Below are 12819 nucleotides of genomic sequence, written 5' to 3'. Positions count from 1 at the left end.
AGACAAAGCTAGGCTATCTTTAAAAGCTTTTTTAAGCCTTTTCTTATAAAAGAAGGCACTATCATCTTGAGAAACTTTCTGATTAGAGGCACTTTAAGCATCCCACCTACATAAGCCCTAGTAAGCTGCTTTATCTGTGAGAGACTTTCTAGCACAGTCCTTGCATTTTTAGACTTAGAAGTTATCTTTCTTTTAAGGGAGTTATTAAGGTTTTGAGACATGCTAGGGGCAAAGTTACAAGCCTTGCTTAAAAACTCAAATAATTCTAGGGCATTTAGTGGGTCACTTTTCTTTAAGCTTTGCATACTTGCTAACTCAAAAGCACCTAATAAGATAGCTTGCATACACTTTTTATAGTTATCTTTTAAGGGTGAAGTCTCAGGGATGAAGGCTTCTTGGAAGTTATAGACATTAAGACAAAGCTTAAAAAAGCTATATGCCCTATAGTAGACTTTAGCCTCTGTGTAGGTTTCAAAGTTAGATTCTATAGCTGCTAGATAGTCTGGTACTACTTTAGGGCGAGTGTAGCTTCTAGTTATGGAGTTGTTTCTTATCCTGTATATCATGCGGGGGTTGTAGTCTATGTGTATATTTTTAGCTAGCCCAAAGATTATGGGGCCAAAGTCGTTATCTTCAAACTCTACAGAGTGGTTAAAACGAAGTGCGTAAGGGTTTAACACACTTGCTTTAAATGCCCCTCCCCAGCTCCACCAAAACCATCCAGTTAGTATATGGCTTAACACTTCTACATTAGTCATATTTATCTTACTAGTTAAAGTCTTTAGTAAGGCTAGCTCATGCGAGTTATACCAAGTTATGCCAGTTATGCCATCATCTAAGATGACACTAAAGTCATGCCAAAGTAAGTCTAAGTTAGGGTCTTTAAAGGCTTCTAGGGTAGTTTTTAAGGCATCATTTATAAAGTAGTCATCACTATCTAGAAAGTGAACTATATTATCACTTGGGAGTTTGCTTAAACTTATATCATTAAAGTTAGCGATATTAGTTTTATAAATATTAGATTCTAGTCTTTCAAAGTAGGCACTTGCATCAGGGTGGATGTCAAAACTTGGTTTTGTCTTATTAGCCTTAGTAGCTATTGGGATAAAGCCTTCTAGGTTTTGTATCTTTTGGTTTGTATCTAAGTTATCTAAGATCTTTCTTAAAGGAAGCCCTTCTAAAAGCTCTAAGCCTGCATTCCTTGCAGAACTAAGCCCAGCATTTGGTTTAGTTACTACTAAGATATTTTGATATTTTTTAGCATAGTCTTTAGCTATATCTAAACTAGTATCACTTGAACCATCATCTATAACTATAACTTCAAAGTTAGTGACATCTTCACAAAGACAAGAATCTAGGCACTCTTTTAAGTACTTTTCTACGTTAAAAACTGGGATGATGATAGAAAGTTTTGCCATTTTTACCTCTTATGTTTATGCGTGCTTGCTTAGGGATTTAAAGCTATCTTTTATATCTTTATAGCGGTGTTTTAGTGCGTAGCGTTTCATATCAAAGCCCTTAGGCTTAAAGCTAGCTTCTTTGCTTAGCTTTTCAAAGCGGCTTACTAGCCCTTTTGGGTCAATAAGGCTTAGCTTTTTAAAATCTAGTCTTTTTGATGCTACTTTTAACATAAGGCGTATGTTTTCAATATATAGTTTTTTTAACTCTATATCTTTTAGGCTTTCTTGAAAGTTATATAAGTTTTCACAGATGGCTAGAAGGCTATGAGTTTTGTAGTAATGCTTTAAGCTAGCATAAGTTTTAAAGCTAGAATCTAGCTCTTTTAGATGAGAGGGCATAGTAGTAGGCTTAAAGACATTATTAGCAGAGTGACTTGTAGAGTTGGCATTTACCCTATAAGCAAAGCGTGGCGAGTAATCAAGATAGATCTTAGAAGCTAAGCCAAAGATGATAGAGCCAAAGTCTACATCTTCATTTTCCATATCTAGGCTAAAACGAAGTGCATAAGGATTTAGTATATTTGCCCTAAAAGCCCCACTCCAACTCCACCAAAATATAGTTGTTAGGAGATATTTTAAAATATCTTTTGGTGCTACATATAGACTTGGTATATGAAGCTTTAAGGCATTTAAGTCAGCCCTACCACCTCTAATAAAGCCTTTTATACTTCCTTCTTGAAAGCTAAAGTGATCACTAAAGATAAGATCTAAGCTAGGGTCTTTAAAGGCTTCTAGGGTGGCTTTTAAAGCGTCATTTATAAAGTAGTCATCACTATCTAGAAAGTGAACTATATTATCACTTGGGAGTTTGCTTAAACTTATATCATTAAAGTTAGCGATATTAGTTTTATAGATATTAGATTCTATTCTTTCAAAGTAGGCACTTGCATCAGGGTGTAAACCAAAACTTGGAGTTATGACACTAGTCTTTAAACCTAAAGGCTTAAGACTTGAAGGCTCTTTTAAAGTTTTAGATTCTATAGGCATAGAATCTAGCAAGGCTCTTAAAGGCGTACTAGAGACTAGCTCTAAGCCTGCATTTTTCGCAGAGCTAACTCCAGCATTTGGCTTAGTAAGTACTAAGATGTTTTGATATTTTCTAGCATAGTCTTTAGCTATATCTAAACTAGTATCACTTGAACCATCATCTATAACTATAACTTCTAAGTTTTCTAAGCCCTCACTAAAACAAGAATCTAAGCACTCTTTTAAGTACTTTTCTACGTTAAAAACTGGGATTATCACAGTTATCTTTTGCATTTTAACCTTTGTAGTAGCCCTGTACATACTCTAAGATCTTTTCTTCTATCTTAGGGTCTATACTTATCTCTAAGCTTAGTAAGCTAAAGGGGAGGGCAAAGCCTTCACACTTGATGATGTCTTTTTCTGTCATCAAGATACTTTTGGCATTATAGCTTTTTAGCAAAGATTCTAAAATGCCCTCATTAAAGCTAGCATGGTCTTTATAAGACACAAAGCCAACCACCTTAGAATCTAAGTAGGGCTTTAAGCGACTACTTTGGGCTATAGCAGTAACTAGCAACATAGCGGGGCTTTCGTGTTTTAAGCTAACATGTCTTTTGTAGTCTTTGCCTTCTTTTAAACACAAATCACAAAGCCTGTAGTAGAAAGGATAAAAGCGGTAGTAGCCACTAGGAAGCGTAAAAGGAAGCCTTGGGCTAAGGCTAGGTTTAAGCAAGATATCAAGCTTTTTATAGCTAAATCTATAGCCATCATCTAAAATGATAACTTTTGCTCCTAGTAGCTTTGCTTGTCTTATACCCTCACTTCTATCTTCACTTACTATAACGCTAGCTTGAGTAAGCCTAGCCATTAAGTAGGGTTCATCTCCTGCAAGGCTAACACTAAGCTTAAGACTACCTCTTAGGCTAACTACTTGCACACCCTTACTTTTTCGCTTATAGCCTCTTGAAACTATAAACACATCTTTTATACCTTGTCTTTCTAGTAAGTTAGCAGTTGCTATACAAAAAGGCGTTTTGCCACTGCCACCACTTACAAGATTCCCTATGCTAATGATGGGGAGTTTAAAATCTTTCCTAGGAGTAAAAAGCTTAGTAGCAATAGTAAAAAGTGCATATAAAAAGCTAAAAGGTAAAAGTAAAAAGGCAAGGATAAGGTGATAAGGCTTAGGGTAGAAAAAAAAAGATTCTATAAAGTCTAATTTAGAATCTTTTTTCTTTTTTTCATCCAAGACTAAAACCTAAATCTACTTTTTTTCTCTGCTGGCTTGTTGTTTAAGATAGCATAGTTCCTACAGCCATTAGCCACACCTCTATTGCAAGCTAGTGAGTAAAGCTCTAAGGCTTGGGCTCTGTTTTGAGTTACACCTCGCCCTTTTTCGTATAAAACCCCTAGGTTATTACAAGCACTTCCTACACCTCCTATACAAGCAGTGTTTAGATACTGGGCGGCAAGGCGGTAGTTTTTAGAAACTCCATTGCTTCCTTGCACATACATCCAGCCTAGGTTTGCACAGCCTTCTACATCACCTGCGTTACAAGCAGCGACGTTTTGCTCTTGTGGAGTCATAGTGGCTTTATTTGGGCCATAGATACTATTAGTATTAGTTAATAGTCCTAGGTTATAGCAGCCAATATCTGAGCCATTATCACAGGCAAACTTGTAGTACTGCAGTGCCATCTGATAGTTTTTTGGTACACCTACACCATTAGAGTAAGCCCAAGCTAGGTTGTTGCAAGATTCTATATCTCCACCTTGGCAACCTGTCATATACATCTCAGCTGCCTTTCTTGAGTTACCCGGTTGTTTGGCTTCTTCATCATAAAGCATGCCTAAGTTAGTACAAGCTGTAGGGTCGCCTCCACTGCAGCCCATCTGATAGTATCTAGTAGCTTTAGCTCTATCTTGAGGCACACCTGCACCATACATAAACATAACGCCTATGCCAAAGCAAGCAGCAGGGTTTCCTTGATTGCAAGAAGTGTTAAAAAGATCTAGGGCTTTTTTATAGTCGCCTTCTCTTGCTGACTTTATAGCGGCATTTAAAGCAGCTGAAGCACTTAGTGGGCTAGCTAGGGAATCTTCACTAGGAGGAAGCATGCTAGCAAAGTTATTATGATTACTTGGGCTGTAAGCTTGACTAGGTGCTAAGACGTTTACTGAGCCCGGACCTTGAGGCATAGGTGGCACTCTAGGTGCTAAGTCTATATCACCATCTGCTATTTTTAGAATCTGTGCTTTATTTATAGGGGCACTAGCAGTTAGGTAGATATCACCCCCTCCTTTTTTTAGCACTTGGAATCTTTCTTGATTAAAGCGAGGTGCCATGTTTGATCTAGTGTCATCATACCAGCCTTGTGAAGGACTATCTTGATAGTTTGGGTCTAGAGACTGTGAAGGTATATCTAAAGAGGGGCCATTACTTGGAGCTACTGGAGAGTAGTAGACATTAGGCGAGACTTGCTGAGGCTGCACATAGTACACTCTTGGGGCTGGTGTATAGATTCTATCTTCATAAAGTCTTGGGTCATATCTATCATAGTACTGACCATTTCTATAAACGCCCGGGTCGTAGTTTGGGTCTTGATAGTTTGGGGCGTCATTATAGTAGTCACTACTTCCATATCTTTGATTGCTTGGGTAGTTTGGTGCTTGGTTATTAGGCGCCCTATAGTTTCTATCATCATAGTTAGGGTTATAGCTTGGATTATAGTTAGGGTTTATTTGAGGCATGTTTTGAGGAGGCATTTGGGGTGCATTTTGAGGGGTGTTTTGTGCGGTAAAGCCTTGATTCATAGGTGTGTTTTGAGGGGTGTTTTGGGAAGGCATATTTTGATTTGTGTTTGGATTTTTTTGTATAACTCTTCCTTGCATCACGTTTGGATTTGGTATATTATGCATGACTTGGTTGTAGTTTTGCATTTGATTATAAGCGTCATTATAACTTGGCTGCATGGAAGGCTGCTGCGTGCTTTGATAGTAGTAAGGATTCATATTAGAGTTAACTCTAGGGTCAAGCCTTGGGTCGTAGTTTGGACTTCTTGGGTCTAGGGTAGCCCTTTGGCTAGGTGAGTTATAGTTCATATTCCCATCATTAAAGCCATTAGCACTTAGGCTTAAGATGCTACAAAGGCTTAGCGCGCAAAATAGTGTAGTTTTCATGATTTAAACCCTTTTATGAGATATTTTAGTAAGTAAAAAGCAAAACATATGCCGCCTTTAAGCCAGCCCTAAAAGCATCTCTCTGCCTTCACTTGGCAAAGATAGATGTGCGTGGTCGTGGTCATGATGATGGTGGTGGTCGTGGGTGTGTCCTAAGTCGTGATGATGGCTATGATCGTGATGATGTTTGTTTACTGCTCTTTCTGGATGAGGCATTAAAGCAAATATATTTTTGTCTTTATTGCAAATGCCAGCTATTTTAGAGATGGCGCCATTAATGTCATTTTCATAGGTTAAAAGCACTTGATTGTTAGCTTTCATCTCTTCTAGTATGTTTATATCAACTTGATAGTTTCCTTCCATATGAGCTATAGGCAGGGTTATACTATCTTTTGCATAGTTTTTTAGCATAGCATTGTCTTTAGATTCTATCTTTAGCTTTACATCTTTGCTTATAAACTTTAAGCCAGCATTTCTCATCAAAACTCCGGGTAACATCCTAGCTTCACAAAGGATTTGAAAGCCATTGCAGATTCCTAAAACTTTACCACCTTTTTGGGCGTAGTCTTTTAAAGCTTTTATACTTTTTGCTCTAGCAGCTATAGCCCCACATCTAAGATAGTCTCCATAGCTAAAGCCCCCAGCTAGTATGGCAAGACTTGTCTCACTTGGCAAACTAGTAGTATTAGCATCTACTAAGATAGATTCTAAGCCTTCATCATCATAAAAGTTTTTTAAGTCATAGGCACAGTTTGTGCCTAGAAAGTGGAGTATAGCTATCATGGTAAAACTTCTATCTTATAGTCTTGTATGACTAGGTTTACTAAAAGCTCCTCGCAAAGTGCTATAGCCTTTGTATTTGCTTCATCAACACAGTCTACATCTAAGTCGACATAAAAAACTGTGCTTTTTTTAAGGCCTGCCACTTTGTCATCTATGTGTAATAAGGCAGTATGTATGGCCTTTGCTTCTGGATCTAAAACGCCCTCTCTTGTACTTACTTCTATCTTTACTTTTATCATCTTATGCCCTTATGTATATTAGTTTCTCTACCAAAGCTTAAGCTCTTTTATAGTGGTATTATAAAGACTATTTGGACTATTGCCTATAGTGTATTTTACATCAAAGCCATATTCTATATCAGTTATACCATCTTCATCTATCTTTAGTAAGTCTAGTGACTTTGGAGGTAAAGGTAAGATAGCCATAGAATCTATAACTGAGTTAGGTGGTATCACTCTATTAAGCGGCAAGTCATTAACTAAAGTCTTATTGATATAAAAGCTAACGTAGTTAACTACTACGGGGTAGTCGCTTAGATTCCTTATAGATAAGGCAATAGCACCACTTCCCACTCTAAACGCGCTAGAAGAGAAGGCAAGGACTTGGTCTTGTGCTTCTAGTGGAGGGATAAAAGTATTAGCCAAGATAAACTTAGCTGGGCTTATACCTTCATCATTAGATAGTTTCATATCAGCGCCATATCTTAAAAGAAGGCTTACCATATTAACATCGTTGTTTACAACTGCGTAGGCTAAGGGGGTGTTGCCTTTTATGTTGTCTTTTAAGTTTGGATTAGCCCCAGATTCTAAAAGTGCCTTAGCATAAAGTAGCTTTCTTAACTCTACTGCTTTATGAAGGGGGCTTTCTCCATCACTTAGTGCATTAACCTTAGCACCTCTTTTAAGTAGTAGGTAAAGTATCTCTATGTTGTTATTTTGCACGGCGATATATAGTGGGGTTTTACCCCTTATCCTGCCATTAACATCAGCACCTAGCTCTATGCCTTTTTTAACATCTGAGTAAACATTGCTTGTAAGTAAGTAGTCATATACGTTTGCATTTAAAAATACAAAAAGAGTAGAAAGCAAAAATGCCAGCTTAAACATCTAGTCTCCTTGTATCTGATAGTCTTTAACTTATAAAAGTATTATTTAAAAAGTTTTATTTAAAGTGCTTTTTGGCAAGCTCTAAAATCTCATTAAAAATTATATCTTGATTAACCCCATAAATCCTAGCACTGCCTATAGTAGTTATGAAATTTGTATCACCGATGTAGCGAGGCACAAAGTGCATGTGGATATGATCTGGTATGCCAGCTCCTCCTGCTTTTTGTATATTCATCCCGAGGTTTATCCCACCTGCACCATACTCTTCTAAAAGCGCTATAGCCTTTTGTGATAAAGCGTTTATATGAAGCCAAGTTTTAGGATCTAAAAGGCTAGGTGAGTTAACATGACTATGAGGGATAAGCATAAAGTGACCCGGGGAGTAAGGGTACTTATTCATAACGCCAAAGCAAAACTCATCTCTATAAAAAACTCTATTTTTCATATCATCTTCTGGTGTTTTAGATATATTGCAAAAAACGCAGCCTTCTACTTTTTCTTTAAAGTACTCTTCTCTAACTGGAGAGTATAAAACATCATAGAATCTTTTCATAAAACACTCCTTAATATTGCTTGCCAAGCAAGGCTTTTATGCGACTATCTATGCTTGGATGTGTACTAAACATCTCCTTTATACTAACCAAATAAGCTGCATTTCGCGCTGGATTAGTCTCGGTGTGAGAGTAGTCTGTCTTTTTATAATCGGCATTTATCTTTTGGAGAGCCCTTATCATAGGTCTAGAATCTTTCATAATATAAGCCGCACCAGAATCTGCCATATACTCCCTAGCACGCGATAGATAAAGGCTTAAGACTATAGTTAAAAGAGGCAAGATAAACTGCAGGGCAAAGAGGATATTTCTAGCGATGTTTGCCCCAGAGTTTCTATTATTAACAAACATAAAGCTTGAAGCGATATTAACCGAAAAAACTAAGATATTACTTAAGATTCCAACACTCATAGTAAGCCTTATATCATAGTGTCTTATATGGCTTAACTCATGGGCTATAACTGCACTTAGCTCATCTTTTTCTAGCTTAGATAGCAAGGCTGTTGTAAGGCAGATTAGACTATTACTCTCACTCCAGCCACTTGCAAAGGCGTTCATAAAAGGGGCTTCCATGACATAAAGCTTAGGGGTAAAGCCGGTTTTAGAAACTCTAACTAAGTTTTGAAGTATGTAGTAGGCTTCTTTTTCCCTTGAGTTTAATAAGGCACTACTAGGGTCTAAAAGCTTGTGCCTTGCTCCACCTAGCATTATTTTATTAAATGACTTTGTAGCTATAAAAATGATAACTAAGCTTATAAGTATTAGTATAACTGTTGCAGTTGGGAAGATTTTAAACGTTATTAGGTAGTAAAAACTTTTAGGAAAATCACTTGCATTAATCCTAACTATATCAACTAGTAAGCCTATGATGATGTATATAAGCACGTAAGTAAGTAGCACGTAGATGGTCTTACGTTTGTTTTCGCTTATAATCTTTTGAAACATAAACTTTCCTTAATCTTTTAAATATACCTTTAATATTATACAATTTGCTAAATTCCAAATTTTACAAAGGACACATTAATGGAACAAAGGCATGTTAAAGGCAGTGGGTTAATCCTCCCTGCTATGACCTTGGGCACTGCCACTTTTGCAGGAAGCACTGAGCTTTTTAAAAAGTGGGGCACTACTAAGACTAATGAAGCAGTAGCTTTGCTTGAGACTTGTTTAGATTATGGGTGTAACTCATTTGATACGGCTGATTGCTACTCATGTGGCGATAGTGAGATAGTCTTAGGTGAGGCTTTAAAAGCTATAAAGATAGATAGGGAAAAAGTTTATATAAGCTCTAAAACTGGTATGTATATGGGGGAAGGGCCTAATGAGTTTGGTACTTCAAGATATAAGATTCTACAAAGTATAGATGCAAGCTTAAAACGTCTTCAAACTGACTATATAGACCTTTATTATCTTCACTGCTATGACGCCTTAACTCCACACCTTGAAGTGCTTCAGACTTTAAATGAACTAGTGCGTATAGGCAAGATTAGATACTTTGGAGTTAGTAACTACTCAGGTTGGCATCTAATGAAGATGTTAAGCGTGGCTGATAGATATAATCTTTCTCGCCCTATAGCCCACCAAGCTTACTACTCACTAGCTGCTAGGGAGTATGAGTTTGAGCTTATGCCACTAGCCTTAGAAGAAAACATCTCTACTATGCCTTGGAGTCCTTTAAGTGGGGCTTATCTAAGTGGTAAGGTTACTAGAAGCAAGACAGATTCTAAAGATAGCCGCCTTGGCAGTGGTGGGGCTTGGGATATAGACAAAGAGCATCTTTTTAAGATAACTGATGCTTTAGAAGTAGTAGCTAAAGAAAGTGGTCACACTATGGCACAAATCGCCCTTGCTTGGAATCTATCTCGCCCAAGCGTGACTTCTTTAATCATAGGTGCTACAAAAGTAGAACAGCTAAAAGAAAATCTTAAAGCTAGTGAGATAAAACTAGATTCTAAACATATGGAGCTACTTGATAAAGCAAGCCAGCTTAAGCCTATATATCCTTACTGGCACCAAAGATTTGCCAACCTTGTAAGAGACCCATCTCCTGTAAAACTTTACTAAACTAATAAACAAAGGAATAATCAATGAAAAAACTAAACAAAGTAAAGCTGCTAGCCCCCTTGCTACTTTTAAGTCTGCCTTTAAGCATGTTATCTGCTAAGGACTTAAAAGCAAACCTAACTGATACTTTAAAACTAGCTTTGCACTCAGAGTTTTCTATAGTTAAGATAGAAGATTCTAAAGCTAAAGGACTAAAGATAGTAACCATAAAAGGGGATAATGGAATCCAAACTTCAGTGCTAACTAGCGAAGATGGAAGCGTAGTTATAGCCCCAGATCCAGAAGGTATAGTCACTGGTAATAAGGACTTTATAGGAATGATTCAAGCTAGCATTACTGATAATAACGCTGCTAATAAAGTCTTAGTAGATAAAAACGCCCTAGCACTTTTTAAGACTTACAAAAAAGATGTCATAACTCTAAAGGCTAACAAACCTAGCACTAAAACTATACGCATGATAGTAGATACTACTTGCCCTCACTGCAAAAAAGAGATAGATAATATAAATACTTATCTTGATAAAGGTAATGTAGAAATCTTAGTTGCTGGATTATTAGGGGTTGATGCTATGAATAGGGCTTCAGGCTTTTATGAAGAACTCCCTAAGGCTAAAAGCCAAGCACAAAAGCTAGCACTACTTAAAAAAGTCTTTGAAGATAGCTATAGCCCTAGTGTAAAAGATAACAATACTGCTTTAAAGATAAGTGATAGTGTAGAAAAGTCTGGAGTACATAGCATACCTTATATCATAGACTAAAGCATCTCATAGACTAGATTCCCATATCACTTAAATCTATTTGCAAAAGACTGTTAAAAATCATCAGTCTTTTGGCAATCTTTTTTAAATATTTGCCACGCTATGACTTGTTACACAAGTCTGGCACATGGCATAAAAGCACACCTATAACAAAAAACACAAAAAAACATCGCTATACACCAAATGGCTAAAATGAAGCCACTACAATGAAGCGGCTTAAAATGAAAAGCTAAGCCTTTTACTTGATGTAAGCGTGTTTGAAGCTATTAAACTAATATATAGCTACTTTTAAAGTGTCACTTTAGTATCTTGTACTAAAAGATACTTTTCCCATAAGTAAGCCCCTAGGATGATTTGCTCTAAGTCATCATGCCTTGCCTTCCATCCCATAGACTTAAGCTTAGAGTTATCAGCTATAAGCACAGCTGGGTCACCCGCCCTAGGAGGGGCTATATCAACTTTAAAGTCAGTATGGCTAACTTTTTTAACACAGTCTATAACTTGCTTTACGCTAAATCCATGACCATAGCCTGCGTTATAAGCAGCATTAACTCCCTTATTGTCATTAAGCATATTAAAAGCGGTTATATGGGCATCTGCTAAGTCATCTACATGTATATAATCCCTTATACAAGTGCCATCTTTTGTAGCGTAGCTATCTCCATATATACTCATCCCTTCTCTTTTACCAACCGCACACTCACAAGCTACTTTTATAAGATGGGTTGCGTTTTTAGTCCTTTGACCTAGGGCTATGTTGTTATAGTTATTACCACTATAAGCACTTGCTACATTAAAGTATCTTAAAGCCACGTAATTAAAATCATGTGCCTTAGAGACATCTTTTAGTATCTCTTCTATCATCTTTTTTGAGTTTCCATAAGGGTTTATAGGAAGCAAGGGACTATCTTCTTTAACTGGTACATCTTGTGGCTCGCCATAAACTGCAGCTGTGCTTGAAAAGATAAACTTCTTCACTCCATGCCTTACACACATATCAAGTAGCATAGATGTTGCTGCTGTGTTGTTCATATAGTATTTAAGAGGAGACTTTACGCTTTCTTCTACTGAGATAGAAGCAGCAAAGTGGATGACACAGTCTATATCATAAGTTGAAAATACATCATTAGCCGCATCAAAGTTAGATTCTACAAAGGTCACTCTACTACCAAAAAGCTCTCTTAAAGTCTTATAGTTATCTATAAATCCAGTTACTAGGTTATCTACTACTACTACTTTACAGTCTGTGTTTTTCAAAAATGCCATAGCAGTGTGAGAGCCTATATATCCGCATGCTCCAGTTATAAGTAAAGTCATTTGTGCCTCCTAGTCTTACTTGATTTTGCATATAAAATGCCTTAGCCAATATTATAGCGTTTTGGTTCTGTTATACTTTACAGTTTTTGTTTTGCAATCAAAAATATGATTCATAAGGAATAACATGATAGATAATAATGAGATATTTGATAGTAGAAACTTGCAACTTAGCGTGCTTGTAACACCTGATATGGCTAACTTTAGCGGCGTTATGCATGGAGGTGACTTACTTAGAATCTTAGATCAAGTAGCCTACTCTTGTGCTAGTAGATATACTGGAAAAAATGTAGTAACTTTGAGTGTAGAAAGAGTGCTTTTTAAACACCCTATCCCTATAGGTAATCTTTTGCACTTTTTGGCAAATATAAATTATACTGGCCGCACAAGCTGTGAAGTAGGTATAAAAGTTATAACTGAAAATATACAAAATAGATCAGTAGTACACTCTAATAGCTCTTACTTTACTATGGTGGCAGTTGATGAGCATGGAAGACCTACTCCTATCCCACCTTTAAATCCTCAAACTGAAGAAGAGAAAAGAAGATTTGCTGATGGACTAAGACGTAAAGAAGCACATGCTAAAAACTAACTCACAAGCTTTAAATTAAATTAAGGGGCTTTGTAAAAAGCCCTA

Annotated in this window: 13 protein-coding genes; 3 read left to right on the top strand and 10 right to left on the bottom strand. The window is 36.9% G+C overall.

The window, feature by feature from the left end:
• Positions 1-8: 8 nt before the first annotated feature.
• From BKH40_RS05275 to htpX, 9 genes are read right to left on the bottom strand one after another with little or no spacing between them, the layout of a single operon-like run.
• Entirely contained in the window at positions 9-1418 is a 1410-nt protein-coding gene (locus BKH40_RS05275) for a glycosyltransferase (RefSeq protein ID WP_095277565.1), read from the bottom strand.
• Positions 1419-1433: 15 nt separating this feature from the next.
• Positions 1434-2720 (bottom strand): glycosyltransferase, encoded by a 1287-nt coding sequence (locus BKH40_RS05270; protein WP_180675135.1) that lies wholly within the window; start codon positions 2718-2720, stop codon positions 1434-1436.
• 1 nt (position 2721) lies between these two features.
• The gene (locus tag BKH40_RS05265; RefSeq protein ID WP_257842523.1) at positions 2722-3675 is read right to left on the bottom strand and encodes a tetraacyldisaccharide 4'-kinase; all 954 of its coding nucleotides are present in this window, start codon (positions 3673-3675) and stop codon (positions 2722-2724) included.
• 2 nt (positions 3676-3677) lie between these two features.
• Complete coding sequence (locus BKH40_RS08970; protein WP_257842522.1) at positions 3678-5606, bottom strand: tetratricopeptide repeat protein; 1929 nt, start codon at positions 5604-5606, stop codon at positions 3678-3680.
• Positions 5607-5663: 57 nt separating this feature from the next.
• Positions 5664-6389: a phosphoribosylformylglycinamidine synthase subunit PurQ gene (purQ, locus tag BKH40_RS05255; RefSeq protein WP_095277561.1), complete on the bottom strand. Its 726-nt coding sequence runs from the start codon at positions 6387-6389 to the stop codon at positions 5664-5666.
• A complete protein-coding gene (purS, locus tag BKH40_RS05250; RefSeq protein WP_095277559.1) occupies positions 6386-6628 on the bottom strand; it encodes a phosphoribosylformylglycinamidine synthase subunit PurS in 243 nt (80 codons plus the stop codon). The genes purQ and purS overlap by 4 nt, the downstream gene beginning before the upstream one ends.
• A gap of 27 nt (positions 6629-6655) precedes the next feature.
• Positions 6656-7495 carry an ankyrin repeat domain-containing protein gene (locus BKH40_RS05245; RefSeq protein ID WP_095277557.1) on the bottom strand — a complete coding sequence of 280 codons (840 nt, stop codon included), beginning with the start codon at positions 7493-7495 and terminating at the stop codon, positions 6656-6658.
• Between the two features lie 55 nt (positions 7496-7550).
• A complete protein-coding gene (locus BKH40_RS05240; protein WP_095277555.1) occupies positions 7551-8048 on the bottom strand; it encodes an HIT domain-containing protein in 498 nt (165 codons plus the stop codon).
• A gap of 10 nt (positions 8049-8058) precedes the next feature.
• Positions 8059-8991 (bottom strand): zinc metalloprotease HtpX, encoded by a 933-nt coding sequence (htpX, locus tag BKH40_RS05235; RefSeq protein ID WP_095277553.1) that lies wholly within the window; start codon positions 8989-8991, stop codon positions 8059-8061.
• Between the two features lie 78 nt (positions 8992-9069).
• Between htpX and BKH40_RS05230 the strand changes: the two genes are divergently transcribed.
• Positions 9070-10110, top strand: coding sequence for an aldo/keto reductase (locus BKH40_RS05230; RefSeq protein WP_095277552.1), 1041 nt, complete (start codon positions 9070-9072; stop codon positions 10108-10110).
• Between the two features lie 23 nt (positions 10111-10133).
• Positions 10134-10868 carry a hypothetical protein gene (locus BKH40_RS05225; protein WP_095277550.1) on the top strand — a complete coding sequence of 245 codons (735 nt, stop codon included), beginning with the start codon at positions 10134-10136 and terminating at the stop codon, positions 10866-10868.
• A 288-nt stretch (positions 10869-11156) separates the two neighbouring features.
• Here BKH40_RS05225 and galE read toward each other — a convergent pair whose 3' ends face one another.
• The gene (galE, locus tag BKH40_RS05220) at positions 11157-12185 is read right to left on the bottom strand and encodes a UDP-glucose 4-epimerase GalE (protein ID WP_095277548.1); all 1029 of its coding nucleotides are present in this window, start codon (positions 12183-12185) and stop codon (positions 11157-11159) included.
• Positions 12186-12309: 124 nt separating this feature from the next.
• On the opposite strand from galE, the gene BKH40_RS05215 reads away from it, so the two are divergent.
• Complete coding sequence (locus BKH40_RS05215) at positions 12310-12774, top strand: acyl-CoA thioesterase (protein WP_095277547.1); 465 nt, start codon at positions 12310-12312, stop codon at positions 12772-12774.
• The last annotated feature ends 45 nt before the right edge of the window (positions 12775-12819 follow it).

Source organism: Helicobacter sp. 11S02629-2 (genome assembly GCF_002272875.1).
GTDB lineage: Bacteria > Campylobacterota > Campylobacteria > Campylobacterales > Helicobacteraceae > Helicobacter_I.
Note: the sequence above shows the minus strand (reverse complement) of the source record. Positions and strands in the feature narration are given on the sequence as shown.

Excerpts from the sequence above, each read along its gene's own strand:
- BKH40_RS05275 (WP_095277565.1), bottom strand. The coding sequence starts at position 1,418 with ATGGCAAAACTTTCTATCATCATCCCAGTTTTTAACGTAGAAAAGTAC.
- BKH40_RS05270 (WP_180675135.1), bottom strand. The coding sequence starts at position 2,720 with ATGCAAAAGATAACTGTGATAATCCCAGTTTTTAACGTAGAAAAGTAC.
- BKH40_RS08970 (WP_257842522.1), bottom strand. The coding sequence starts at position 5,606 with ATGAAAACTACACTATTTTGCGCGCTAAGCCTTTGTAGCATCTTAAGC.
- purQ (WP_095277561.1), bottom strand. The coding sequence starts at position 6,389 with ATGATAGCTATACTCCACTTTCTAGGCACAAACTGTGCCTATGACTTA.
- purS (WP_095277559.1), bottom strand. The coding sequence starts at position 6,628 with ATGATAAAAGTAAAGATAGAAGTAAGTACAAGAGAGGGCGTTTTAGAT.
- BKH40_RS05245 (WP_095277557.1), bottom strand. The coding sequence starts at position 7,495 with ATGTTTAAGCTGGCATTTTTGCTTTCTACTCTTTTTGTATTTTTAAAT.
- BKH40_RS05240 (WP_095277555.1), bottom strand. The coding sequence starts at position 8,048 with ATGAAAAGATTCTATGATGTTTTATACTCTCCAGTTAGAGAAGAGTAC.
- htpX (WP_095277553.1), bottom strand. The coding sequence starts at position 8,991 with ATGTTTCAAAAGATTATAAGCGAAAACAAACGTAAGACCATCTACGTG.
- BKH40_RS05230 (WP_095277552.1), top strand. The coding sequence starts at position 9,070 with ATGGAACAAAGGCATGTTAAAGGCAGTGGGTTAATCCTCCCTGCTATG.
- BKH40_RS05225 (WP_095277550.1), top strand. The coding sequence starts at position 10,134 with ATGAAAAAACTAAACAAAGTAAAGCTGCTAGCCCCCTTGCTACTTTTA.
- galE (WP_095277548.1), bottom strand. The coding sequence starts at position 12,185 with ATGACTTTACTTATAACTGGAGCATGCGGATATATAGGCTCTCACACT.
- BKH40_RS05215 (WP_095277547.1), top strand. The coding sequence starts at position 12,310 with ATGATAGATAATAATGAGATATTTGATAGTAGAAACTTGCAACTTAGC.